We start from the raw sequence: 25,538 nt of genomic DNA on the forward strand, positions 1-25,538 counted from the left end.
GGCAATCAGCTGGTGTTGGGCAAATAACTTTGGTTCAACAAAGATGCCAGCCTATGCGCAACCTCCACAGGTTGTTCCACGGGTGAAGCATGACCGGCAGCCGCAAGCGTACCGTAGTGCGCGCCCAGCAACTCGGACCAGGCTTTGCAAGCTGCAGGCGGAGTCACCACATCGTGCTCGCCGACCCAGACCTGAACCGGCATGCCCAGCCTGCCCTGTGCCTGCGCCAGATCACTGCCGCAGAGCAGCTCGACCGCCTGCGCATAGCCCTGCGGCTGCATGCGCGCCGTATTCCAGCGCACCCATGCACGCACGGCTTCAGGGGCTTCGGAAGACACCAGACGCTGGTCGATGACGGCCGCCAGGCCGGCGACACCTTTCTCGGCCAGCGCAGCCAGACGTCCTGCGCGCACCTTGGCTTGCTGCTCGGCCTTGGCCGCTGCGCCGTAACCGCCGGCCGGGCTGATGAACACCAGTTGCTCGACCAGTCCGGGGGCCGCCGTGACCGCCAGCCTGGCAGCCATCAGGGCGCCCAGGGAATGGCCGACCAGCAGACAGCGCCGCACGCCCAGCACCAGCAGTGACTGGGCCAGCGCCTGCGCATAGTCGGCATCGGCAGGCGCGGCTGGCGCCAGCGGCGTCGACACGCCATAGCCGGGTGCATCCCAGGCCAGAACGCGCGCCTTGTCACCCAGCTGCAGCGCCACATCCAGCCAGGAGGCAGCCCCGGAGCTGATGCCATGCAGCAGCACCACCGCAAAATCGGAGCTGGCATCGCCCGCCTCGCGCCAGGCAACCTGAGCGTTCTGCGGGAGCTTTACCAGTCGCTCGGGAAATCCGGTCTGCAGCAGCTGCAGCTTCGGCGACAGCAAATCCTCGTGCATGACGAAGCTCAGCGCTTGATCTTGGCCAGAGGATGCTCGGGCGGATAGGTCGGCGTGACGGGTTTCTTGGCGCCCAGCATCACGCACATCAGCGCATCTTCGTCACCGACGTTGATCTCTTCGCGGTAGACGCCGGGCGGCACCGACACCACATCGCGATCGGTCAGGATGGTCTCGAAACGCTCGCCATCCTTTTCCAGCACCAGCTTGAGCTTGCCGCGCATCACGAAGAACACCTCTTCGACATCGGTGTGCAGATGCGAAGGGCCTTCATGGCCGGCAGGAATCACCATGGTGGAGAAGGTGAAGTTCTCCGACGGAATGGTGTTGCTGTCGGAGGCCACACCCGTGCCGCCGGTGCCGATGTAGCGCATCTGGCCGCGGCGGTACTTGGGGTCGAAATCGGCCTGGAACTTCAGGGCATCGAAGTCGTACTTGCGCGTGGCAAAACGCGCAATGCGTGTGTTCATCCAGTCTTCAAAGCTGGAGCCCTCGGGGCGATCCCAAGTGCGGGCATTGTTGTCCTGTGCGATATCGCTCATATGTCTCTCCTGAAACCGTTGGTGAACACAAAAAGCGATCTGCTTTTTGTTTTACTAATAAAACCAGGTTCATTTGGCGAAACAATTATAAGAAGACTTGCCTGATCGCAACAAGCACATTTCTTTGCCAGCGAGGTCTTGTCGCCTTTTCATCGAGGCAAACGCCAGATTTCAGACGCAAAAAAGGAGCGCCAAGCGCTCCTGTGAACTCGCCTTGAAGGACAAGATGAAAACTCTCAGGCGTCGCGCAGCTCCCTGCGCAGGATCTTGCCCACGGGTGTCTTGGGCAGATCGGCGCGGAAGACGATGTGGCGCGGACGCTTGTAGCCGGTCAGATTGGCTTGGCAGTAATCGCGGATGGCCTGCTCGGTCAATGCCGGATCCTTTTTGACGACGATGAGCTTGATGGCCTCGCCGGACTTCTCGTCGGGCACACCGACCACCGCGCACTCGAGCACGCCGGGACAGTTGGAGACCACGTCCTCCACCTCGTTGGGATAGACGTTGAAGCCGCTGACGATGACCATGTCCTTTTTACGATCCACGATCTTCACAAAGCCGCGCTCGTCCATGGTGCCGATGTCACCGGTCAGGAAGTAGCCGTCCGCTGTCATGACCTTGGCGGTTTCGTCGGGACGCTGCCAGTAGCCGGCCATGACCTGCGGGCCCAGCACGGCGACTTCGCCGGGCTGGCCGAGTTCGTTCACATCCCGGCCATCGTTGTCGACCAGCTTCACATAGGTGCTGGGCAGGGGCACGCCTATGGTGCCCGAGTAAGCCGTGGCGGTGACCGGGTTGCAGGTCACCGAGGGACTGGTTTCCGAGAGGCCGTAGCCCTCGCAGATGGGGCAGCCGGTCTTCTTGAGCCACAACTCGGCCACGGCGCTCTGCACGGCCATGCCGCCGCCCACCGACACCTTGAGATGGCTCCAGTCCACGGTATCGAAGTCGGGGTGGTTGGCCAGCCCGTTGAACAAGGTGTTCACGGCCGGAAAGCTGTGGAAACGGTGCCTGGACAGCTCCTTGAGCGTGGCCTTGAGATCGCGCGGATTGGGGATCAGCACGGTCTTGCCGCCGGTACGCATGGCCAGCATCATGTTCACCGTGAACGCGAAGATGTGATAGAGCGGCAGCGCGCAGATGCTGGTGGGCTGCTCGCCTGCCGGCACCTTCTTCATGGCGGGCTCGTTCCAGGCTTCGGACTGCAGCACATTGGCAATGATGTTCCTGTGCAGCAGCACGGCACCCTTGCTCACGCCCGTGGTGCCGCCCGTGTACTGCAGCAGCGCCATGTCGTCGGCCTTGAGCACCGGCGCCTTCAGGCTGGCGCCACGCCCCTTGGCCAGCGCATCGTTGAAGCGCACGGCACCGGGCAGGCTGAAGGCAGGCACCAGCTTCTTGACGGAGCGCACCACGTAATTGACCAGCATGCCCTTCAAAAGGCCCAGTTCGTCGCCCATGGCGCAGAGCACGATATGCTGCACGGCGCTGCCATGCATGCCGTCCTGCAGCGTCTTGGCGAAGTTCTCGATGATGACGATGGCCTTGGCGCCCGAGTCCTTGAGCTGATGCTCGAGCTCGCGTGCCGTGTAGAGCGGGTTGACGTTGACCAGCACATAGCCGGCACGCAGCACCCCGGCCACCGCCACCGGGTACTGGGGAATGTTGGGCATCATCAGCGACACGCGGTCGCCGCGCTGCAGCCCCAGGCTTTGCAGATAGGCGGCAAAGACCTTGCTCTGGGCATCGACCTGGGCGAAGGTCAGCTCCTTGCCCATGAAGGAATAGGCCACCTTGTCGGCATGCTTGGCAAATGCCTCCTCCATCAAGGCCACCAGCGATGGATACTGGGACGCGTCAATGTCCGCAGGAACTCCCTCTGGATATGCATTCAGCCAAGGACGGTCACTCATTCTTCTGTCTCCGTGTCTTATCGTCTGATCCGGCCATTGTGATAAAAAGCACGGTCGTTCGATACTGTAGTAACCCTAGGAAACAAGCGGGGACACCTTGGTAACAGAAGTCAAACCCCATGAAAAAAGCCCGCAGGCAAAAGACTGCGGGCTTTGAGTGTTTTCAGCTTTCAGCGCTTACTGGTAAAGCGCTGAAAGCTATCAAACTTGAGTTTACTTGACCAACTGGGCCAGATCGCCGGCGGCGTACCTCTTGGCCATTTGCTCCAGGCTGTAGCCCTTGATCTTGGCGCCCTGGCCTTCGCAGCCGAACTCGATGTAGCGGGCCTTGCAGACTTGCTTGGCCGCTTCGCGGGCAGGCTTGAGCCATTCGCGGGCGTCGAACTTGTCGGGGTTCTCGGCCAGGAACTTGCGCACCGCGCCGGTCATCGCCAGACGGATGTCGGTGTCGATATTGATCTTGCGCACGCCGTACTTGATGGCTTCCTGGATTTCTTCCACGGGCACGCCGTAGGTTTCCTTCATCTTGCCGCCGTACTGGTTGATGATGGCCAGCAGTTCCTGAGGCACGGAGGAGGAGCCATGCATCACCAGGTGGGTGTTGGGGATGCGGGCGTGGATTTCCTTGACGCGGGAGATGGCCAGGATGTCGCCTGTGGGCTTGCGGCTGAACTTGTAGGCGCCGTGGCTGGTGCCGATGGCGATCGCCAGTGCGTCCAGCTGGGTGGCCTTGACGAACACGGCAGCTTCTTCGGGGTCGGTCAGCATCTGGCTGTGGTCCAGCTTGCCTTCGGCGCCGATGCCGTCTTCTTCGCCGGCTTCGCCGGTTTCCAGGTTGCCCAGGCAGCCCAGCTCGCCTTCCACGGTCGCGCCGATCTGGTGGGCCATGGCCACCACCTTCTGGGTCACGTCCACGTTGTAGTCAAAGGACGAAGGCGTCTTGCCGTCGCTCATCAGCGAGCCGTCCATCATCACCGAGCCGAAGCCCAGGTTCAGCGCGCCCTGGCAGACTTCAGGCGTGGTGCCGTGGTCCTGGTGCATCACCAGGGGGATGTGGGGATACATCTCGGCGGCCGCCTGGATCAGGTGCTTGATGAAGGGCTCACCGGCGTACTTGCGGGCGCCAGCGCTGGCCTGCAGGATCACGGGCGCGCCGACTTCGTCAGCCGCCGACATCACGGCCTGGACCTGTTCCAGGTTGTTCACGTTGAAGGCGGGGATGCCATAGCCGTTTTCAGCAGCATGGTCCAGCATTTCGCGCATCGAGATCAAAGGCATGGTGGGTTCCGTTCAAAGTTTTGAGAGGCAACGCCCCCGGCGATGAATCACTGCAGTGCGCCGCACGACAGCTGTGGCCCGGGGAAAGACCAGCGGCCACGCTTCGGTAACCGCTTAGTAACCGGTTATTTTAACCGGCTAGCGGTATTTCCATGCGATAGCAGGTGGTGAAGCCTTGTGGTGCCTCGGCCACCGTGAAGCTGCCGCCATGGGCCTGCATGACGCGGCTGACGATTTCATGGCCCAGGTGCAGACTGTCCGCGGGCGGCACATGGGCCGGCGCCGCATCGCGCCGTCCATCGTCGCAGACCTGCACCCAGGCCAGCGCCCGGGTCGAATCGAGGCCGGCCTGCACCTCGATCTGCGTGCCCGCCGGCGTATGGCGCACGGCGTTCTCGACCAGATTGCGCAGCGCCGAATCGAGCAGCAGCGCATTGCCGCGCACAGGCAGCTCCTGCGGGGCGTCCACGGAAATCATGTCCTCGCGCTGCCAGGCATGCTGAGCCTGCGCCGCCGCCACATTGCGCGCCACATCGGCCCAGTTCACGGTCTGCAAAGGCGCATCCAGCATGCCGCGCCCGGCCCTGGCCAGGGTCAGCAGCTGATCGAGCACATGGCCGGCATGCAGGGCGTCCCGGCCTATGCGCTGCAGCGCGGCCTGCAGGGTTGCGCTGTCGGTCTGCGCCGGCGACTTCAGCGCCTGGGCCTGAAGAGCGATGGAGGCCAGCGGCGTGCGCAGCTCATGGGCCACTTCGTTGGCCAGATTGCGCTCGCGCTCCAGCGCCTCCTGCTGGCGGTCGAGCAAGGTGTTGATGGAGCTGACCATGGGCGCGAGCTCGCGCGGCACATGGGCATCGGAGAGCCGCTGGTCACGGCTCAGATCCAGCGCCTCCACGCGCTGCGTGAGCTGATTGAGCGGGCGCATGCCGCGGCGCATGGCCACGCCCAGCGCAATCACGATCACGGGCAGCAGCCAGAAGCCCGGCTCTATCATCTGCATGGCGATATCGTCTGCCAGACTGTCGCGTTCGGCCAGGTCAATCATCACCGTGACCTTGGCTGTCCTGTCATGGCTCCACTGCGTGTAGCTGCGCCAGGCCTGGCGTTCATGCACGCCAATCGTGGCAAAGCCCTGTTCGATGTCGAAGTCCGGCAAGGGCGCCTGACCGGTGCGCGAGATCAGCAGACCTTGCGCATTCCAGAGCACCACGCTCAGCGACTCCTGATAGTCGTGGGCGTGCAGGCCTGCAGGCGGCTGGACCGCCGTGGCCTCCCCGGCCGGCACATCGTCCTGCACATGCCAGTTCAAGGTCAGCGCGGCCACTCCAGCCAGATGCCCGTCGGTCAGCTCGTCGGCCTCGTGGACTCCGGTCTGATAGCCCCAGATGACGAAGCTGCACCAGACCAGCACCAGTCCCCCCAGCATCCAGGCCAGCAAATTCAGCTGCAGCGAGCTGCGGCGCTTGCCGGTCGGTGCAAGGGTCGTCATTCCTGCTCCTGCGGCATGAAGTAGCCCACGCCGCGCATGGTCACAATGATCTTCTGGCCCAGCTTCTTGCGCAGATGGTGGACATAGACCTCCACGGCATTGCTCTCCACCGTATCGCCCCAGCTGTAGAGGTGCTCTTCGATCTGCGGGCGCGACAGCACGCGCCCGCGTGCCAGCAGCAAGGCCCAGAGCACGGCGAACTCGCGCGGTGAAACCTCCACCTTCTGCCCTGCCTGCCTGATGGTGCGCGCTGCCGGGTCCACCTCCAGATCCGCATGGCGGATCACCGGCGATGCCTGACCGGCGGCGCGGCGCATCATGGCGCGCAAACGGGCCTCCAGCTCGTCCATGTCAAAGGGCTTGACCAAGTAATCATCGGCACCCAGATTGAGCCCTGCCACCCTATCCTGTACCTGATCGCGTGCCGTGAGAATCAGCACCGGGGTTGCCGGATCGGGCAGCTGCGGCACACCGGGCCGGCCGGTCTGCAGGCGCAGGCGACGCACCACCTCGCTGCCATCGCCATCGGACAGCCCCAGGTCCAGCAGCACGGCATCGAAGCGCTCGGTGCTCAGGGCATGCCAAGCCTCGGCCACGCTGGCGCACACATCCACCGCATAGCTGCGCTGCATGAGATTGGCTCGCAGCCCTGCTGCAATGCCTTCGTTGTCTTCGACCACCAGAATTCGCATGACCGCATTGTGCGGGCCAATGCCGAATCCGCTCAACTGGCCGGTCAACGCCGGAGCCCGCTTCCCCTGCTCCCGCATGGACTTGACATCCGCAAGCCCGGATTTCGCCTTAACATCGGCCACCTTTCATTGCCGCAATCCGCCGCAGCGCCTTCATGTTCTTCTTCGATCCGTTTCTGTTTGCGCTGTTCAATGCCGATGCCCAGACGCACTGGTTCAGCATCCAGCTGGCACGTGCGCTCTCGGCCTGGTTGCCCAATCTGAGCGGCGTTCTGGTCCTGCTGGCCCTGGTGTTCGGCTCACCGGCAACACGCCGCACCATGCTGATGCTGCTGCTGTCCATGGCGACGGCCTGGCTGATCGCCAGACTCATACGCTGGGGCTTTCCGGCGCCGCGCCCGTTCCAGCTCAATCTGGGCACGCTATGGATTCAGCATGGCGGACGTGCGGGCTTTCCCAGCCTGCATGCCAGCGGTGCCTTTGCCCTGGCCATGGCCATCAGCCTGGGTACGACCCGCCATCGCAAGCCGCTGGTCTGGCTGGCCTGGCTGGCGGCCATCGGCATTGCCTGGAGCCGCGTCCATCTGGGCGTGCACTTTGCCTCCGACCTGCTGGCCGGCGCGCTGGTAGGCATCAGCGGCGCCGTCATCGTCTGGAATATCGCCTCGCGGCTGCGCCGCCGCCGCCATCTGCGCGTCGTGCCGCATCTCAAACGTCTGCGCAGCGCATGGACGGCCCAGGGCTGAGCAAGACCTCAGAACATGTCTGCGATCTCTACGCAGCCGCGTTGGAGCGCAATCGGGATGAGTTCGAAGCGATGGCTCGCCGCTTGCACCGGGGTGCAAGCAGGAGGCAGCGCGCAGCACATCGCCCGATTTCGCGCCAACCCTGCGGGACAGGGGCTTTGCGCACGCCCGGTCACGGGAGGTCTGCGGCGTTGCCTCGCCGGCCGCGCGAATCCTCGCAATAGCACGGCTATGGCTGCGGTATCGCGCGCGGGGGCCCGCCCCCTTGCATACCATCCCGCAAAGCCTCTGTCGCGGCGCGAGGAGATCGTGAGCACGTTCTTAAGCGCGTGTTAAGAAGCGCTTTCTATCGTGGCGGCCATGAAGTCGTCCGCCCCCTCGCTCCCTCTCCCTTTTCTTCGCCAAGCCTCCGCCCCGGCCCTGCTGAGCTGGACCGTCGTCGCCCTGGCCTGCGTACTGGCCTGGGACATGAGCGGCATGGACATGGCCATGGCGCACTGGTTTGGCAGCAGCCAGGGCTTTGCGCTGCAAAACGACTGGTTCATGGTCAATATTGCCCATGAAGGCGCGCGCAAGCTGGCCTGGATCATCGTGATGGGACTGAGCCTGATGATCTGGTGGCCCGCCGGCTGGATGCGCCAGCTTCCCTATGCACGGCGCATACAGCTGGTCGTCGGTGCACTGCTGTCGCTGGTCATCATGGCCGTCATGAAGCGCATCAGCGCCACGAGCTGCCCCTGGGACATCGCCGACTTCGGCGGCGTGGGCCACTATGTCTCGCACTGGGCCTGGGGCGTCACGGATGGCGGCAGCGGCCACTGCTTTCCGGCCGGCCATGCCTCGGCGGGCTTTGCCTTCATCAGCGGCTACTTTGCGCTGCGCCACGATCTGCCGCGCGCAGCACGCCTGTGGCTGGCCGCAGCTCTGGTAGCCGGTTTTGCCCTGGGCCTGGCGCAGCAGATGCGCGGCGCCCACTTCATGAGCCACACCCTGTGGACCGCCTGGCTGTGCTGGGCGGCCAGCGGCTTGTGCGATCTGTTCACCACCCGTCGCCTGGCGCACCAGCCACCTGCGGATGCAGCCCTGTCTCCTGACGAGCTGCTTGCCTCGGACTAGGCGCTGCGCACACGCAAAGGTCATTCATGCTGTTCTTCGATGCCCCTGTCTTTCAATTTCTGAATGCCAACACCCAGAGCCCGCTGTGGTGGATCCAGGCCTCGCGCTTTGCCTCCACCTGGCTGCCCGGACTCTGTGCCCTGCCCGTGATCGCCGCCATGCTGGCGCTTGGCAAAGGCTGGCGGCGCAGCCTGCAGTTGGCCCTGCTGTCCATGGCCTGCGCCTGGGTGGCCTGCCGTCTGATTCGCTGGGGCCTGCCCATGCCCAGGCCGGCGCAGCTGAGCCTGGGCATGCAGTGGATAGCGCATGGGGCCAGCGCCAGCTTTCCCAGCATGCATGCCGCCGGCGCCTTTGCCCTGGCGCAGGGCATCCATCTGGGCGTGGGCAGACACCAGCGCTGGCTGGTTGTCGTCGCATGGTTTCTCGCCACCAGCGTGGCACTCAGCCGCGTGGTGCTGGGCGTGCATTTCCCCTCAGATATTCTGGCCGGCATGCTGGTCGGTACCGCCAGCGCCGTGCTGGTCTGGCGCAGCGCCCTGCAGATCCAGCAAGCCCGGCGTCGCAAACAGCTCAAGCGCCGCCTGCAGCCCCGGATCGCCTGATGCACGCTACAAAAACAAAAGCTGCCAGCGCTTTATTCATAAGCACTGGCAGCTTTTTTGATGAGGCATGCTTCAAGTCAGAGGCATCGAGCAAGAGCCGCCTCGCAGCGAAGATGCCGTCCCCCTCGGGGGGAAGCGGCATAGCCGCTCAGGGGGCTCACTCCACCCTGCAGATCTTGAGCATATTGGTACCGCCTGGCTGGCCCATGGGCTCGCCGCAGGTGATGGCGTAGACATCGCCGGACTGCACGATGCCGCGGGCCAGCAAGTGACCCTTGGCCTGGTCCAGCGCCATGTCGCGCTCGGCGCTGGTGTCCATCAGCAGAGGACGCACGTTGCGGTACAGCGCCATCTTGCGCTGCGTGGCCAGCTTGGGCGTCAGCGCGTAGATGGGGATATGGATGCGATGACGGCTCATCCACAGCGCGGTCGAGCCGGAGTCCGTCAGCGCCACGATGGCCTTGGCACCCAGGTGATGCGCGGTGAACAGCGCGCCGATGGCGATGGCCTGGTCGGTACGCTTGAACTGGCTGTTGCTGAAGTCGGCGTCCTTGACGCGGTCTTCGGCCGCTTCCGCAGCGGCGCAGATGGCCGCCATTTCACGCACGGTCTCCAGCGGGTACTTGCCGGCAGCGGTTTCGGCGCTGAGCATCACGGCATCGGTGCCGTCCAGCACGGCATTGGCCACGTCGCTCACTTCGGCACGGGTGGGCACGGGGTTGGTGATCATGGACTCCATCATCTGGGTCGCAGTGATCACCACCTTGTCCATGTCGCGCGCCATGCGGATCATCTTCTTTTGCAGCGCGGGCACGGCGGCATTGCCCACTTCCACGGCCAGATCGCCACGGGCGACCATGATGCCGTCGGAGACCTTGAGAATCTCTTCCAGGCGCGGAATGGCTTCGGCGCGCTCGATCTTGGCGATCAGGCCGGGCTTGTGGCCGTACTGGGCAGCGGCCACATTGCACAGCTGGCGCGCCATTTCCATGTCGGTGGCGTTCTTGGGGAAGCTCACGGCCACATAGTCGGCCTGGAAGGACATCGCGGTCTTGATGTCTTCCATGTCCTTGGCGGTCAGCGCGGGAGCCGTCAGGCCGCCGCCTTGCTTGTTGATGCCCTTGTTGTTGGACAGCTCGCCGCCCAGCTTGACGATGGTGTGCACCTCTTCACCGCGCACGGCGTCCACGGTCAGCACGATCAGGCCGTCGTTGAGCAGCAGCACGTCGCCGGCCTTCACATCACGGGGCAGCTCCTTGTAATCCAGGCCCACGCCGTTGATGTCGCCCAGTTCGGTGCGCGACGCATCCAGCACGAAACGCTCGCCGGGCTCGAGCATGACCTTGCCCTCGGCAAACTTGCCGACGCGGATCTTGGGTCCCTGCAGGTCGGCCATGATGGCCACTTCGCGGCCCGCGCGCTGGGCGGCCTCGCGCACCATGGTGGCACGGTCGATATGGTCTTGCGCCTTGCCATGGCTGAAGTTCAGGCGCACGACGTTCACGCCTTCGCGCACCATTTGTTCAAGCAGTTGCGGATCGCTGGAAGCGGGGCCCAGTGTGGCGACGATCTTGGTAGCACGACTCACTTGCATGAAATGTCTCTCTCGCGATGGAATGTAATCGGGTTTCAATTCTGGCACGAATGCGGTTACATGACTGCATCTTGCACAGTGCTGCAGCACCAGGACAGCGAGCCGCAGAACAGAAAAAACAGTAGCTGCTTGCGCCTGTCCATTCTCGAAATCAGATTAAATAATGCAGGAAATGTCGATATTTCAAGTGCTTGCAGCTACTGATTCGGAAGCATAAGAGGGAAACTTGCGCCGGAACCGACAGGCCTTGTGCAGCGCATCAATGAGCGCGTCGAAACAGTTTTGCCCGGCAGGTTCAAATGTGCTGGCGTGCTGCCCTCAGATCAGGCCGTGCGAGAGCAGATAGGTCACCACATGCGTGAGCATGGCGGCCTCAAGCCCGTAGCGCCAGAACATGATGCCGGCCAGCAGCCCATAGACACTTTCGCACATCAGCAGCTGCAGCACGGCAGGCGCCGGCAGCTCGCCGACCACGCCCCAGTTCAGAAACACCGGAATGCAGCCCGACAGCAGGGCAGCCAGCGCGATGGCCGACCAGCCCAGCCGCCAGTCCGGGCGCTGCCTGGAGCTGCCGAAGAGCAGCCACAGCAGCCACATCACGCCCGTCAGCATGCCCAGCCTCAGCAGCAGCTCTTCGGTGATCGCACCATAGAGCAGCTTGGGCCATAGCGGCAGGCCGTAGACCGGGTCCACGAAAGGCATGCTTTCGGGCCAGACCACGGCCAGCGTCACCAGCCAGGCCGCGCCGATCACGCCGCCTGCCACGCCGGGCAGGCTCAGCACACGAATGCCGCGCCAGGGCACGCGCCCCTCTGCCAGGGCATGGATCAAGGGCGCACTCAGGCCCAGCTTCGGGCCCAGCCGGACCCCGAGGCACACGCTCAGCGCCAGCAGGGCGCTCAGCCCTGCCGTCACGGCCCAGCTGCCCGCGACCTCCAGACCGTCTCCGGTCAGAAAGCCCAGCCAGGCCGGCGGCACCGTCCAGGCCAGCGCCACCACCCCGGGCAGACCCAGCAGCCACAGCAGCAAGCCCATGCGCGCGGCGGGCAGAGGCCTGACTGCAGCGCCATGGGACAGGTGATTGAAGGTCTGCGGCATGCTGAACTCTGGCGCCCGTCGCTCAATCACGCATCAGAGCTTCGATCTCGTCGGGCTTGACGGGCACGCCGCGGGTGATGAGCTCGCAGCCGGTCTCGGTGACGATGGCATCGTCCTCGATGCGGATACCGATGTTGTGGAACCTCTCGGGCACGCCGGGTGCCGGTCGCACATAGATGCCCGGCTCTATCGTCGTGACCATGCCGGGGCGCAGGATGCGGCTGGGGCGATTGGCAATGGTTTCGCCCGAGATCGGGTCCTTGCGCTCACTGACCACGCCCAGCTCGCTGGGCTCCACATAGCTGCCACAGTCATGCACATCCATGCCCAGCCAGTGGCCGGTGCGGTGCATATAGAACTGGAAGTAGGCGCGCGACTCGATCACATCCTCGGCCGTGCCGTACTTGGTACGGTCCAGCAGCCCGAGGTCCAGCATGCCCTGGGCCAGCACGGCCACGGTGGCGTCATGCGGGTCGTTGAAACGCTTGCCGGCCCTGGTGACGGCAACCGCAGCCTCCTGGCTGGCCAGCACCAGCTCGTACAGCGCGCGCTGCGCCCCGCTGAACTTGCCGTCGGCCGGGAAAGTGCGCGTGATGTCGCTGGCGTAGCCATCCAGCTCGCAGCCTGCGTCGATGAGCACCAGCTCGCCCGCGCGTACCGGCGCCTTGTCGGCCTGATAGTGCAGCACGCAGGCATTGGCGCCGGCAGCCACGATGGAGCCATAGGCCACGTACTGCGAGCCATGCTGGCGGAACTCGTGCAGCAGCTCGGCGTCCAGATGGTATTCGCGCACCTCCTCGCCATTGCGCAGCATGCGGGCCGAGCGCTGCATGGCGCGCACATGGGCCTGGGCACTGATCTGCGCGGCACGGCGCATGATGTCCTGCTCGTGCGCGTCCTTGACCAGACGCATCTCGTCCAGCAGCGCACAGGCATCGCCCTGCTGCGTGGGGCAGATCACGCCAAAGCGCGAGCGGGCGCGCACCTGACCCAGCCAGCCTTCGACCTGTTCGGCCAGGCCCTTGTGCGTGGCGAAGGGGAACCAGACACGCTCGCGGTTTTCCAGCAGGCGCGGCAGGCGGGAATCGATCTCGTCGCTGGAGAAGGCCTGAGCCACGCCCAGCTTGGCCTTGGCCGCCTCGGGGCCGAGGCGATAGCCGGTCCAGACCTCGCGCTCCAGATCCTTGGGCTGGCAGAACAGCACGCTCTTGCCATCGCTGGTCAGCACCAGGCAGGCATTGGGCTCGGAAAAGCCCGTGAGGTAGTAGAAATAGCTGTCGTGGCGGTACAGATACTCGGTATCGCGGTTGCGATGCAGCTCGGGAGCCGTGGGAATGATGGCGACACCGCCGTCGCCCAACTGGGCGGCCAAGCGTGCGCGGCGTTGGGCATATACAGAAGTCATGGGCATATCGTAATGCTGGCCGGACATCTGTACATCAGCTTACATCTGCAGATGTCAGCTATTTCGACACAGCCCTCTTTCCGCACCGCCCCAAAGCGGGGTCATCAGCAGCGCCGTCGCATCGTCGGGCACCAGGGCCTCGGGCTGGCTCGCGCGCCAACCCGACCAGAGCAGGCTTGCGCCCGACAGGATCAGCAGACCGCAGACCAGCCATTCCACCAGTCTTCTGGGCCAGGCAGGCGGATGTCTGACACTCCACCAGGTCACGCCCGTGACGACAGGAAAAGCCAGCGCCGTCCAGCCCATGACGGCCCAGTTCAGCTGGCCCTCCACCGCCACCATGGCAGCGCGCAGCAAGGAGCAGGAGACAAACATGGCAAACAGGCAGTGGCGCACCAGCAGGCGATCCAGCGGCTGGCGGTAGAGGTGATAGACCATGGGCGGGCCGGGCGTGGCAAACAAACCACCGAGCAGACCCGACGACACGCCGGCCACCCAGAGGGAAGCAGGGCCCGAAGGCCGGTCCAGCGCCTTCTTCTGCATCAGCAGCAGCATGGCGCAAAGCACGATCACCAGTCCCAGCAGCATGCGCAGGCCATTGAGCGTATTGCCGCTGAGCCAGTGCAGCAGCAGCACCCCGCCGACCACGCCCAGCACGCTGCTGATGAGCATGGGCTTGAGCATGGCCCAGTCAGGCTCGAAGCGGTAGGCGCGCATATAGCTGACGCCGTTGATGATGGACAGCAGACAGGCCACATTGGCCGCATCGGCAATATTCATCAGGCCCGTGGCGCCTGCGACGCCCACAAAGATCAGCCCGAACGCGAAGCCCGTGAGGTTCTGACAGAACGCGGCCAGCCCCACCAGAGCCATGAAGAAAACGATTTGCATGCACTCATCCGATGACGGCCCCAGGAGAATGCGCAAAGATGCATCCGGTAGTGCCTGTCTGAAGAGCGAAGGAGCTTAGCAGACGCTGGCGATGAACTTGCGATGACAAATAATCTGGCGCTGCAGCGCAGTTGACGCAGGCATCAGTGCCAAGCCCGTGCGACGGCGCCCCAGCTTAGCGCTGATTGAGCTGGGCCAGTCGCTCGGGCGTTCCGACATCGACCCAGCGGCCGGTGTAGAGCGATGCACCCACCCGGCCTTGCTGCATGGCGCGGCGCAGCAGCGGGGCCAGTGGGGCACGCAGGCCTTCTGGGTTTCCGGGCTGCACATCGAACCACGGTGATGCAAACAGCTCGGCTTTCAACAGCGCAATCGTGCTGTAGGTGTAGCGCGGTCGCTCGTCATCGGCAGGCAAATCCAGTGCCTTGCCGTCCTCGCTCAGGCCGAAGTCGCCACGCGGATTGTGCGCAGGATTGGGCACCAGCCACAGGTGAGCGAGTTCATCGCTTTGGGCAAACGCCTGGGCATCCTGCAACGCAAAGCTGAAATCCGGCGCATAGACATCACCTGCGGCCAGCCAGAAAACCCGGTCCAGCTGCGGCAAGGCGCGGCTGATACCGCCCGCGGTTTCAAAGGCTTTCTCGGGTTCCTCCGAATAGGCAAGCGATAGCTTCGCGCTTGCGCCTCCATCCGGCTGCGGCACGAATTCATCGCCGAAATACGCGGGAATCTGCGCCCCGAGCCAGCCGGTATTGATGACGGCTTGCGACACGCCGGCAGCCAGCAGCGCCTGCAGGTGCAACTGCAGCAGCGGCACGCCCTGCACCTTGAGCAGCGGCTTGGGCGTGACATCGGTCAGCGGCCTCATGCGCTCGCCCCGGCCTGCGGCCAGCAGCATTGCAGGGGGTTGCACCAGGAAGGAAGCAGCGTTTTCTACAGTCATTGCAATCAGCTTTTCAACATGGTTTGGGGTGTGCAAGACACCTGTTTCTGGGGTTGCACTGTAGAGCATTGACCCGCATCCCGCCTGCGAAAATTGGGCCTCCATTAAAATGACGGGCTTAGCAGAATTACCCCTCCTTTTCGGAGCGCCCTGATGGCCAACACTCAAAATATGGCGAATGCAATCCGTGCACTCGCAATGGATGCCGTTCAACAAGCCAATTCCGGCCACCCCGGTGCCCCCATGGGCATGGCCGACATGGCCGTAGCGCTGTGGAGCCGCCACCTCCAGCACAACCCCGTGAACCCTCACTGGGCCAATCGCGACCGCTTCATTCTGTCGAACGGTCACGGCTCCATGCTGATCTATGCGCTGCTGCACCTGAGCGGCTACGACCTGCCCATCGAAGAGCTGAAGAACTTCCGTCAGCTGCACAGCAAGACTGCCGGCCACCCCGAAGTGGGCATCACCCCCGGCGTGGAAACCACCACCGGCCCTCTGGGCCAGGGCATCACCAATGCCGTGGGCTTTGCACTGGCTGAAAAGCTGCTGGCTGCCGAGTTCAACAAGGACAAGCACGAGATCGTCGACCACCACACCTATGTGTTCCTGGGCGATGGCTGCCTGATGGAAGGCATCTCGCATGAAGCCGCCGCCCTGGCCGGTGCCTGGAAGCTGAACAAGCTGATCGCCCTGTATGACGACAACGGCATTTCCATCGACGGCAAGGTGACCCCCTGGTTCATCGACAACACGCCCGAGCGCTTCGAAGCCTACGGCTGGAACGTGATCCGCGCCGTGGACGGCCACAATGTGGACGCCCTGGACAAGGCCATCGCCGCTGCCAAGAAGAGCGCCGACAAGCCCACGCTGATCTGCTGCAAGACCCATATCGGCAAGGGCTCGCCCAACCGTCAGGACACGGCCAAGGCCCACGGCGAACCTCTGGGCGCCGAGGAAATTGCACTGACCCGCGCGGCTCTGGGCTGGACTTACGGCCCCTTCGAGATCCCTGCCGACGTCTACACCGACTGGAACGCCAAGGATCTGGGCGCCAGGGCCGAAGCCGCCTGGAACGAAAAGTTCGCCGCCTACACGGCCGCCTTCCCCGAGCAAGCCGCCGAGTTCACGCGCCGCATGGCTGGTGACCTGCCCGCCAACTTCGGTGAAATCGCCGCCAAGATCGCATCCGACGCCCATGACGCCGGCGCCACCGTGGCCAGCCGCAAGGCCAGCCAGCTGGCCCTGGAAGGCCTGACAGCCGCTCTGCCCGAGCTGCTGGGCGGCTCTGCCGACCTGACCGGCTCCAACCTGACCAACACCAAGTCCACTCCCTCTTTCCGCGTGGATGACAAGGGTGCCGTGGTCAAGACCGAAGAAGGCCAGATCGGCCGCCACATCAACTACGGTGTGCGCGAGTTCGGCATGGCAGCCATCATGAACGGTGTGGCGCTGCACGGCGGCTTCATCCCCTACGGCGGCACCTTCCTGACCTTCTCCGACTACAGCCGCAACGCCATCCGCATGGCGGCCCTGATGAAGCAGCGCGTGATCCACGTCTTCACGCACGACTCCATCGGCCTGGGCGAAGACGGCCCCACCCACCAGTCCATCGAGCACGCAGCCTCCCTGCGCCTGATCCCCGGTCTGGACGTGTGGCGCCCCGCCGACACCACCGAGACCGCCGTGGCCTGGACCGTGGCCCTGAGCCAGAAGAACAAGCCCACAGCCATGCTGCTGAGCCGCCAGAACCTGGCTTACTCGCCCAAGAGCGAAGACGCGCTGGACGACATCGCCTGCGGCGCCTATGTGCTCTCCGAGCCCAAGGATGTGGGCCTGAAGGGCAAGAAGGCCCAGGCCGTGATCATCGCCACCGGCTCCGAAGTGCAACTGGCTCTGGCTGCCCAGAAGCAGCTGGCCGAACGCAAGATCGCCGTGCGCGTGGTCTCCATGCCCAGCACCACGACCTTCGACAAGCAGGATGTGAAGTACAAGAAGGCCGTGCTGCCCGCCGGCCTGCCCCGCATCGCCGTGGAAATGGGCGTGACCGACTTCTGGTGGAAGTACGGCTGCGCCGCCGTGGTCGGCATCGACAGCTACGGTGAGTCCGCTCCTGCAGGCGTGCTGTTCAAGCACTTCGGCTTCACCGCCGAGAATGTGGCCGACACCGTGCAGGTCGCCCTGCAGAACGCTGGCAAGTAAGCGCAAAAGGGGCCTCGTGCCCCTTTTTTCCGGCTGAAGTTTGCTCACCCGCAGTCCTCAGCCCTCCGGACCAGGCCTCAGGGTGCCGAGTCCGGGCACAATCCGCTCCGGTTTTTCACTACTCACTATCTACGAGGCAACTATGACGATCAAGGTTGGTATCAACGGCTTCGGCCGCATTGGCCGCAACGTGCTGCGTTCCGCAGTGCAAAACTTCTCCGACATCGAAATCGTCGGCATCAACGACCTGCTGGAGCCCGACTACCTGGCTTACATGCTGAAGTACGACAGCGTGCACGGTCGTTTCGACGGTGAAGTTTCTGTCGAAGGCAACACCCTGGTCGTCAACGGCAAGAAGATTCGCCTGACGCAAGAGCGCGATCCCGCCAACCTGAAGTGGAACGAAGTCGGCGCCGACATCGTGATCGAGTCCACCGGCCTGTTCCTGACCAAGGAAACCGCCCAGAAGCACATCGACGCAGGCGCCAAGAAGGTCATCCTGTCCGCTCCCTCCAAGGACGACACGCCCATGTTCGTGTTCGGCGTGAACCACGGCACCTACAAGGGCGAAGCCATCATCTCCAATGCTTCGTGCACCACCAACTGCCTGGCTCCCGTGGCCAAGGTGCTGAACGACAAGTGGGGCATCAAGCGCGGCCTGATGACCACCGTGCACGCAGCAACCGCCACGCAAAAGACCGTGGACGGCCCTTCCAACAAGGACTGGCGCGGCGGCCGCGGCATTCTGGAAAACATCATTCCCTCCAGCACTGGCGCAGCCAAGGCCGTGGGCGTTGTGATCCCCGAGCTGAACAAGAAGCTGACCGGCATGTCCTTCCGCGTGCCCACTTCCGACGTGTCCGTGGTTGACCTGACCGTGGAGCTGAACAGCGAAGCCACCTACGAAGAAATCTGCGCCGAAATGAAGGCCCAATCCCAAGGCGCCCTGAAGGGCGTGCTGGGTTACACCGAAGACAAGGTCGTTGCCACCGACTTCCGCGGCGAGACCTGCACCTCCGTGTTCGATGCCGAAGCCGGTATCGCCCTGGACAAGACCTTTGTGAAGGTCGTGTCCTGGTACGACAACGAGTGGGGCTATTCCAACAAGTGCCTGGAAATGGTGCGCGTGGTGGCCAAGTAATCCTCAAGGATTAGCTACCGAAACAAGCTCAATCGCTTATCAGATAAGCGCTGACAGCTATCAAAAAGCCAGCATGGGACGCCATGCTGGCTTTTTTTCATCCCGCAAGACCGGAGCCGGCCGGAGCATGTCTCGGATACATTTGTAACACGCAGCTGCCACCGGCGCCCAAGAGCGTGAAGCACTGCCACTTCCTCGGACAAGGCCGCCATGTTTATTGCGATTCCTCTTGAGAACAAGCCTTCCTGGCGCTCGCCGCCCTGGATGACGGTGCTGCTCATCATCATCAACTGCGTGATCTTCTGGGGCTGGCAGGCACCCGAGGAACATGCCGTCGAAAAAGCGGCCCAGCAATATGCCCAGACCGCTTTGCCGACGCTGGAGCTGCCACCGTTCCTGACCTATCTGGAGGAACAAGCCGCCCAGGGCAGCAAGCGCTTCGACCAGCACACGCTGCAGACCGTGCGAAAGCTCTATCAGCACAAGGCCTATGCCCAGCTCTATGCGCTGCTGTGGCAGGAGAAGAAATTCCGCCAGCGCCTGCTGGACGGCCAGGTGATTACCGCCAGCCACCCGCGCCATGCACAGTGGCAGGCGGCACGTGCCGCCTTCGCGCCCCACGAGCCGCGCGGCAGCTTTACCGAGCGCTGGTCCATCAGCTATGCGAATGGCGCCGGCTGGCAGCCCCTGCAGGCCTTCACCTCCATCTTTCTGCATGGCAGCACCAGTCATCTGCTGGGCAATATGGTGTTTCTGTTCCTGTTCGGCTTCACCCTGGAGCTGGCTTTGGGGGCCTTCACCTATCTGGCCTTCTACGTGATCGGCGGCATCGGCGCCTCGCTGTTCGCGCTGATGTTCTATGCCGGCATGGGCGGTTACGGCCTGGGGGCATCGGGTGCGATTTCGGCCCTCATGGCCATGTATGCGGTGATGTACCGCATGCGGCGCATCCGCTTCTTCTATATGCTGCTGTTCTACTTCAACTACGCGAGCTGGCCGGCCCTGATCATGCTGCCGGTCTGGATGGGCGTGGAGTTGCTGCAGCATCTGCTGGGTGGCAAGCAGGTTGCCTATATGGCCCACTTTGGCGGTCTGCTGGCGGGCAGCCTGCTGATGTGGATCTATATGCGACTGCAGACCGTTGCTGCGCCGGTCAACGAAGAAGAGCAGGCCCAGGCCGCCGCCCGGCCGCTGGCCGAGGCCGTGGCCCGAGCCCAGCGGCATACCGATGCGCTGGAATTTGGCCGTGCCGCTCCGGCCTGGCGCGAAGCGGCACGTCTGGCCCCTCGGACCCGGCCATTCTGCGGGCCTGGTTTGAAAGCTCGCGCCATCAGCCCGCCAGCGAGGACTTTCATGCTGCGGCGCGACGCATCTTCAAGCTGCCGGCCACCACGGACGCCGAACGCCAGCTGCAGCTGGCCAGCTATCGCAGCTATCAGCAGCGCGCCCAGCCCGGCATGCGCATGAGCGCGGACACCATGCATGGCCTGGTGCGCAGTTTCGTACGCCTGGGAGCCCTGCCCGAGGCAGAAAAACTATGCCGCTCCCTGCACAAGCTGGCAGACCATCCCCAATGGCCGGCAAGCTTGCTGCTGCTGGTCAACGGCATGGCCCAGGCCGGACGCATTCAGGATGCCAAGGTCTGGCTGCCCGTGCTGCAGCAATCGGCACCCGAGGAAGCTCTCACCCGCTGGCTGGCACAGCAGCGCTAGCCAACGCCTTGCCGCGCTCAGGTCTTGGCCTCCAGCTCCTGCAGCTCATCACGCAACACCCACTGCGCTTCCTGGGTGCTCGCGTGCTCGGGAAAGTGCTGCTTCATGCGCATGTACACCGACACCCCCTGCATGGGCTGCTCCAAGCCCTGCTTGTAAGCGCGCACCAGCAGCTCCAGCATGGGCGGGATCCAAGTACTGCCGGCAAAGCGCTTTTCAAAATCCTTGGCCAGTATCAACACATACCTGGGCTTGCCGGCCTTCCAGGCCTGCTGTGCCAGCTCGTAACTGGGCTGGGCCGCGTCGGGCTTGAAGTCCGGCTTGCGCTTGACGCAGCTCACCCAGGCCTCCAGGGCCTCGCTGGCGCGCTGCTGGGCGAGCAGCATGGGAATGAAACGCTGGCCCAGCTCCGCCAGTGCGTCCGCGCGTTCGGTCAGCTTGAGCACCCGGAAGTAACGGCGGCAATCGGGCAGGCTCTCATAGTCCTCCCGCTGCCATTCGCGGGACTGGTTCACAGCCTCGTCCATCTTGTTGTCCTGCACCAGTCTGGCCACCAGCGCATCGCGACGCTTGGCCTCCAGGGCCGCAGGGTCGATCTGCACGGTCGCAGGCCCCTCGGGCGCTTGTACGGGATCGATATCCAGAGCCGCATGGTGCTGGTACATGACATAGCCGATCATGGCCGCCATCACCCAGCTGAAATAAATCATCACGAAGCTCACCAGGGGCAGCACCAATCCGGGCGCCGCAACCTTGAGCAGCATCGCCAGGACCATGGGCGAGCCCTGCTGCAGCAGAAACAGAAAAAAGCACAGCAGCAGATAGGACTTGCCGATACCAAAAATCGTCGCCAGCAGCTCGAACGGATTAACGGCCGAGCTCAGGCTGTTGGTATTGATCAGCACCATCCAGGTCGCAGGAATCAGGAAGGCCACCAGCAGATTGGCAATCACTCCCAAGGTCAGGCTGCGGGTTGCCATAAAGCCCACAAAGATTCCGAAAACGACGAGTACCCCGAAAAACTTCCAGGGTAGCCATTTCCAGTCTTCATCGACCTGACTGGACCGGAAATCGGAACTATGGGTAATTCCACGCGAGGCGAGCGCCGAAACCTTGAATGCATAGCGGCTGACGGCCAGCATCAAGCCCAGGCCCACGAACAGAACCCCCACCCACCCGAACATCAGCCCGTAACTGCATGCCGACAGCAGCAATGCATAGAGCAAAGGCTCGGTCTGCAGGGGAAACAAGAAGAAGCTATTGAGCTTTTGCCAGAACGGAGGGATTTTCCACTCGGAAGAATCACCTTTTTGGTGAACACCACGTATCGAATTCAATGCCTGTTCTCCCACTCTCGGTTTGATGAATCATTTGCAAGCCTGCTTGCAATGACCGAATCCGCTCTGGTATTGCCCGATTTTTCTTTGAAATCGGGTCATTGCGGAATTCTGCGGTAGAAACTCGCCCTGAATTCAAATACCGATAGACCACCGGCATATTGTTTTTTCTCTTGCCAGAAACCCCGTAAATGCTTTTGCAGCCAAGCCGGCCTGCCAAACCGCCTTGAACCGATAACGGATACGACTGCAAGGATTGCAGGCAGCGCTTAAAGTGGTCCAGGTTTTATGGAGAAGCAGCGAATGATTCACAGCGCACACGCACAAAGCAGCCCCACCCCGTACCGCATCACCCTGACAGATGCCCAAGGCCATGTCTGGCATGCCGATGAACCCGTGAATGATGGCGGCACCGATTCCGCCCCCAACCCCATGCAGCTGATGCTCTCGGCCCTGGGAGCTTGCACGGCCATCACCCTGCATATGTACGCGGGTCGCAAGCAGTGGCCGCTGAGCCATGTCGATGTGGACCTGCAACTCAACCCCGACGGCAAGCCTGCGGATGCCAACCAGATCACGCGCAGCATCACCCTGCATGGCGAGCTGGACGATGAGCAGCGTCAGCGCCTGCTGCAGATTGCCAATGCCTGCCCCGTGCACAAGCTGCTGGAAGGCAAGGTTTCCATTCCCACCGCCTTGACCGAAGCCGCGCAGGCATGAAAAAAGCCCTGCAGTCACCTGCAGGGCCTTGGTCGCTGGCGCGTGTAACTTGATTACACCGATACTTCCAGCGCGCCCACTTCCACATAGTGCTCGAACTCGCGTTTGGCCAGCGATGCGGTTTCGGGCTGCTGGTCCTCAGGGTCGACCCAGGACAGCACGTAGCTGGCGATGGCGGTATCGACCTTCATCTCTATGCCCATGGGAATCTGCTCGGACGGGCCATCTCCGACACGGTGCTCCACCTTGCCGGTGACACGGGCGGCAAAGTGTTCGGGATACAGCTGGATCTCGACTGCCGAGATCTGGTTGCCTTGAGTGCTGTGTTCGTTCATGTTGATTCCTCCTGCAGTTGTTAGGTCGCTGCGCACGAAAGCGCCGCGTGAAAGCCACTGCTAGCGGCCTACGCCTTTAAGTTAGCCGACTCCGGGCGGAGTCCTTGTCAGCCGATTGGCTGAATCCTCACAGTGATGTAACTGCGTGCAAGGCGCTGCTGCATTCTGCCGTCGGATTGCGCGAATACTGCATATCCCTGACACTCGAAACTCCTCGCCGTCAGGATTTGTCATGAGTGAATCAAAGAACTTACAACGTCTGCCCACGCGCATAGCCGATGTCGGCGGCATCCCCATCCACCGTGCCATTCCGCAGACGGCATTGCGCAAGGTAGGGGCCTGGTGCTTCCTCGACCACGCCGGCCCGGCCCTCCCACCTCCTCCCGGCATGCAGGTCGGCCCCCATCCCCATATCGGCCTGCAGACTTTCACCTGGATGATCGAGGGCGAGGTGTTGCACCGCGACAGCCTGGGCAGCGAGCAGATCATCCGCCCCGGCCAGGTCAATCTGATGACGGCCGGCCACGGCATTGCCCATTCCGAAGAGGCCCAGACACTGGGCGTGCATGCGGCCCAGTTGTGGATTGCCCTGCCCGACAGCCATCGCGATATAGCGCCCCGCTTCCAGCATTACCCCGACCTGCCCAGGACCGAGATCGGCGACTTTGCCGTGACCGTGCTGGCCGGCGAAGCTCTTGGCCTGACGGCGCCCGCAGAAGTCCATTCCCCGCTGATGGGCGTGGACCTGCTGGCCTGCGGCACGGCCAGCCAGTCGCTCGCGACCATGCCCCTGCGCGCCGACTTTGAACATGCGGTGATGAGCCTGTCAGGCGAGGTCAAGGTGGAAGGCCAGGTGCTGCCCTCGCAAGAGCTGATCTATCTGCCCGTCGGCACCCGGAAGGTGCAGCTGGAGTGCACGCCCGGCAGCCGCCTCATCATCATCGGCGGCGAACCCATGGATGAGGCCATCTTGCTCTGGTGGAACTTTGTGGCACGCACCACCGAAGAGATGCAACAGGCCCAGAAGCAGTGGGAGGCCGAGGCCGCCACCGATGCAGAACTCGTCAACGGCCAGCCACGCCGTTTCGGCAGGCCCGTGGCCTCGGCACTGAAGTCCCTGCACTCTCCGTCGCTGGCTGGCGTCAGCCTGCGCGCTTCCAGATAGGTCTCTGACCCCCGATTCAATTCGCACCAAATTGGTGCGAATTGAATTTCTTGGGCAGGTGAATAGAAGCACCTTTGCGAATTTTGATGGCTTTTGAAAGCATTTAGGCGCATCAAATCTTCTGCAAGAGATCACAGCCCCGATGTTATGCATGAAACGTTTGGACTCATGCACACCTAGCTTTCATAATCCATCCAACGCCCTGGCCACGAGATTGCGACCGCCGCTTTTTCATCCAGGGCGTTGCCACGTCCTGTCCGTGGGGCGGTGGCCAATTCAACTTTGCAAAGAAAGCAGATCGATGCGTCAAGAACATGACTTCATTGGCATCAAAACCATCCCTCCCGACGCGTACTGGGGCGTTCATTCCGCACGCGCAGTGGAGAACTTCCCCATCACCGGTCACTCGGTCGCGCACATGCCCGAGCTGATCCGCGCATTTGCCTTTGTCAAAAAGGCTGCGGCCCAGGCCAATCTGCAGTTTGGCGCCATCAATCTCAAACAAGCCACCGCCATCTCCCAAGCCTGTGATGATCTGATTTCCGGCCAGCTGCACGAGCAGTTTGTGGTCGATGTGATCCAGGGCGGCGCCGGCACCTCCACGAATATGAACGCCAATGAGGTGATCGCCAACCGTGCACTCGAGCACCTGGGATTGCCCAAAGGCAGCTACGACGCGATCCACCCCAACGATCATGTCAATGCGTCGCAGTCCACCAACGACTCCTACCCCACAGCCGTCAAGCTTGCCACCTACGCTGGCATCCAGAAGCTGCTGATCGCCCTGGCCGGGTTGCGCTCTGCTTTCGAAGCCAAAGCCGGCGAATTCGCCCACATCCTGAAAATCGGCCGCACACAATTACAAGACGCCGTCCCCATGACTCTGGGGCAGGAATTCTCGGCTTTTGCGGCCATGATCGCCGACGATGAGAAGCGTTTGCGCGAATCCGCCTATCTGATGACCGAGGTGAACATGGGGGGCACTGCCATCGGCACCGGCATCAATGCCCCCGTGGGCTACACCGACGCCGTGATCAAGGCTCTCGCTGAAATCTCGGGCGTGCCCGTGGTCAAGGCGGCAGATCTGATCGCCGCCACCGGCGACACCGGCGCCTTTGCCGACATTTCCGGCATCTTGAAGCGTATTGCCGTCAAGCTGTCCAAGATCAGCAACGACCTGCGTCTGCTCTCTTCCGGCCCTCAAGCGGGTGTGGCAGACATCAAGCTGCCGGCACGCCAGGCCGGCTCGTCCATCATGCCCGGCAAGGTGAACCCCGTAATCCCCGAGGTGATGAACCAGGTCTGCTTTGAGGTGATTGGCAACGATGCCGCCATCACCATGGCCGTGGAGGCCGGTCAGTTGCAGCTCAACGCTTTCGAGCCGCTGATGGCCTGGGCCCTGCACAAGAGCCTGAACCACCTGAGCAGCGCCTGCAAGACGCTGCAGACCAACTGTGTGGAAGGCATTGTGGCCAACGAGGCCCTGCTGGATGCCCGCATTGCCGAGTCGGTGACGCTGGTGACGGCGCTGAACCCGCTGATCGGCTATGAAAAGGCTGCCAGAATTGCCAAGACCGCCATCGCCAACGGCAAACAGATTGCCGTGGTGGCGGAGGAGCTGGGCATCATGAGCCAGCTCGACATGAACAAGCTGCTGGTCGCCGACAAGCTGACCCGGGCTGGCGCCTTGACTGCCGCCTAAGCAGGCGGCCGAGCAGCAAAAAGGGCATGTT

General features: G+C 63.1%; 21 protein-coding genes and 1 pseudogene. 9 read left to right on the forward strand and 13 right to left on the reverse strand.

The annotated features are described in order from the left end of the window. Window positions 1–5: 5 nt before the first annotated feature. The 6 genes from O987_RS26385 to O987_RS26410 all read right to left on the reverse strand — a co-directional run bounded on the left by O987_RS26385 (window position 6) and on the right by O987_RS26410 (window position 6,798). Window positions 6–884: an alpha/beta fold hydrolase gene (locus O987_RS26385; RefSeq protein ID WP_043375747.1), complete on the reverse strand. Its 879-nt coding sequence runs from the start codon at window positions 882–884 to the stop codon at window positions 6–8. Window positions 885–892: 8 nt separating this feature from the next. Then, window positions 893–1,426: a cupin domain-containing protein gene (locus O987_RS26390; RefSeq protein ID WP_003060408.1), complete on the reverse strand. Its 534-nt coding sequence runs from the start codon at window positions 1,424–1,426 to the stop codon at window positions 893–895. A 236-nt stretch (window positions 1,427–1,662) separates the two neighbouring features. After that, window positions 1,663–3,339 (reverse strand): long-chain-fatty-acid--CoA ligase, encoded by a 1,677-nt coding sequence (locus O987_RS26395; RefSeq protein ID WP_043375749.1) that lies wholly within the window; start codon window positions 3,337–3,339, stop codon window positions 1,663–1,665. Between the two features lie 213 nt (window positions 3,340–3,552). Next, the gene (fba, locus tag O987_RS26400) at window positions 3,553–4,617 is read right to left on the reverse strand and encodes a class II fructose-bisphosphate aldolase (protein WP_003060402.1); all 1,065 of its coding nucleotides are present in this window, start codon (window positions 4,615–4,617) and stop codon (window positions 3,553–3,555) included. A gap of 130 nt (window positions 4,618–4,747) precedes the next feature. Then, window positions 4,748–6,106, reverse strand: a complete 1,359-nt coding sequence (locus tag O987_RS26405; protein ID WP_043375751.1) for a two-component sensor histidine kinase — start codon at window positions 6,104–6,106, stop codon at window positions 4,748–4,750. After that, a complete protein-coding gene (locus O987_RS26410) occupies window positions 6,103–6,798 on the reverse strand; it encodes a response regulator transcription factor (RefSeq protein ID WP_029158795.1) in 696 nt (231 codons plus the stop codon). The genes O987_RS26405 and O987_RS26410 overlap by 4 nt, the downstream gene beginning before the upstream one ends. Before the next feature lie 155 nt (window positions 6,799–6,953). Here O987_RS26410 and O987_RS26415 point away from each other — a divergent pair, with 155 nt between their 5' ends. From O987_RS26415 to O987_RS26425, 3 genes are all read left to right on the forward strand, one after another. Then, on the forward strand, window positions 6,954–7,544 hold the full coding sequence (locus tag O987_RS26415) for a phosphatase PAP2 family protein (protein WP_043375753.1): 591 nt from the start codon (window positions 6,954–6,956) through the stop codon (window positions 7,542–7,544). Window positions 7,545–7,904: 360 nt separating this feature from the next. Continuing rightward, the gene (locus tag O987_RS26420) at window positions 7,905–8,660 is read left to right on the forward strand and encodes a phosphatase PAP2 family protein (RefSeq protein WP_043375755.1); all 756 of its coding nucleotides are present in this window, start codon (window positions 7,905–7,907) and stop codon (window positions 8,658–8,660) included. A gap of 26 nt (window positions 8,661–8,686) precedes the next feature. Then, window positions 8,687–9,262: a phosphatase PAP2 family protein gene (locus O987_RS26425; protein WP_043375756.1), complete on the forward strand. Its 576-nt coding sequence runs from the start codon at window positions 8,687–8,689 to the stop codon at window positions 9,260–9,262. 157 nt (window positions 9,263–9,419) lie between these two features. Here O987_RS26425 and pyk read toward each other — a convergent pair whose 3' ends face one another. From pyk to O987_RS26450, 5 genes are all read right to left on the reverse strand, one after another. Beyond that, window positions 9,420–10,856 carry a pyruvate kinase gene (gene pyk, locus O987_RS26430; RefSeq protein WP_003060387.1) on the reverse strand — a complete coding sequence of 479 codons (1,437 nt, stop codon included), beginning with the start codon at window positions 10,854–10,856 and terminating at the stop codon, window positions 9,420–9,422. 318 nt (window positions 10,857–11,174) lie between these two features. Continuing rightward, complete coding sequence (locus O987_RS26435) at window positions 11,175–11,954, reverse strand: hypothetical protein (protein ID WP_043375759.1); 780 nt, start codon at window positions 11,952–11,954, stop codon at window positions 11,175–11,177. A gap of 22 nt (window positions 11,955–11,976) precedes the next feature. Continuing rightward, entirely contained in the window at window positions 11,977–13,386 is a 1,410-nt protein-coding gene (locus O987_RS26440; protein ID WP_043375761.1) for an aminopeptidase P N-terminal domain-containing protein, read from the reverse strand. Between the two features lie 27 nt (window positions 13,387–13,413). Beyond that, complete coding sequence (locus O987_RS26445) at window positions 13,414–14,250, reverse strand: sulfite exporter TauE/SafE family protein (protein WP_043375763.1); 837 nt, start codon at window positions 14,248–14,250, stop codon at window positions 13,414–13,416. Window positions 14,251–14,425: 175 nt separating this feature from the next. Continuing rightward, entirely contained in the window at window positions 14,426–15,193 is a 768-nt protein-coding gene (locus O987_RS26450; RefSeq protein ID WP_029158796.1) for a nucleotidyltransferase family protein, read from the reverse strand. Window positions 15,194–15,346: 153 nt separating this feature from the next. Here O987_RS26450 and tkt point away from each other — a divergent pair, with 153 nt between their 5' ends. The 3 genes and pseudogenes from tkt to O987_RS26465 all read left to right on the forward strand — a co-directional run bounded on the left by tkt (window position 15,347) and on the right by O987_RS26465 (window position 20,248). Then, window positions 15,347–17,395 (forward strand): transketolase, encoded by a 2,049-nt coding sequence (gene tkt / locus O987_RS26455; protein WP_043375765.1) that lies wholly within the window; start codon window positions 15,347–15,349, stop codon window positions 17,393–17,395. A 142-nt stretch (window positions 17,396–17,537) separates the two neighbouring features. Beyond that, on the forward strand, window positions 17,538–18,536 hold the full coding sequence (gap, locus tag O987_RS26460; protein ID WP_003060372.1) for a type I glyceraldehyde-3-phosphate dehydrogenase: 999 nt from the start codon (window positions 17,538–17,540) through the stop codon (window positions 18,534–18,536). 210 nt (window positions 18,537–18,746) lie between these two features. Continuing rightward, window positions 18,747–20,248, forward strand: a pseudogene (locus O987_RS26465) (rhomboid family intramembrane serine protease). 17 nt (window positions 20,249–20,265) lie between these two features. Here O987_RS26465 and O987_RS26470 read toward each other — a convergent pair. After that, on the reverse strand, window positions 20,266–21,585 hold the full coding sequence (locus tag O987_RS26470; protein ID WP_003060367.1) for a hypothetical protein: 1,320 nt from the start codon (window positions 21,583–21,585) through the stop codon (window positions 20,266–20,268). A gap of 303 nt (window positions 21,586–21,888) precedes the next feature. Between O987_RS26470 and O987_RS26475 the strand changes: the two genes are divergently transcribed. Then, window positions 21,889–22,305: an OsmC family protein gene (locus O987_RS26475; RefSeq protein ID WP_003060365.1), complete on the forward strand. Its 417-nt coding sequence runs from the start codon at window positions 21,889–21,891 to the stop codon at window positions 22,303–22,305. 53 nt (window positions 22,306–22,358) lie between these two features. On the opposite strand, the gene O987_RS26480 is transcribed toward O987_RS26475, so the two are convergent. After that, entirely contained in the window at window positions 22,359–22,640 is a 282-nt protein-coding gene (locus O987_RS26480) for a hypothetical protein (protein ID WP_003060364.1), read from the reverse strand. A 232-nt stretch (window positions 22,641–22,872) separates the two neighbouring features. On the opposite strand from O987_RS26480, the gene O987_RS26485 reads away from it, so the two are divergent. Together O987_RS26485 and O987_RS26490 are read left to right on the forward strand one after the other, a co-directional pair. Then, window positions 22,873–23,805 (forward strand): pirin family protein, encoded by a 933-nt coding sequence (locus O987_RS26485; protein ID WP_043375768.1) that lies wholly within the window; start codon window positions 22,873–22,875, stop codon window positions 23,803–23,805. A 301-nt stretch (window positions 23,806–24,106) separates the two neighbouring features. Continuing rightward, window positions 24,107–25,507 (forward strand): aspartate ammonia-lyase, encoded by a 1,401-nt coding sequence (locus tag O987_RS26490; RefSeq protein WP_003060360.1) that lies wholly within the window; start codon window positions 24,107–24,109, stop codon window positions 25,505–25,507. Window positions 25,508–25,538 lie beyond the last annotated feature (31 nt).

This window comes from Comamonas testosteroni TK102 (assembly GCF_000739375.1).
In the GTDB taxonomy this organism is placed as follows: Bacteria; Pseudomonadota; Gammaproteobacteria; order Burkholderiales; family Burkholderiaceae_C; genus Comamonas; species Comamonas brasiliensis.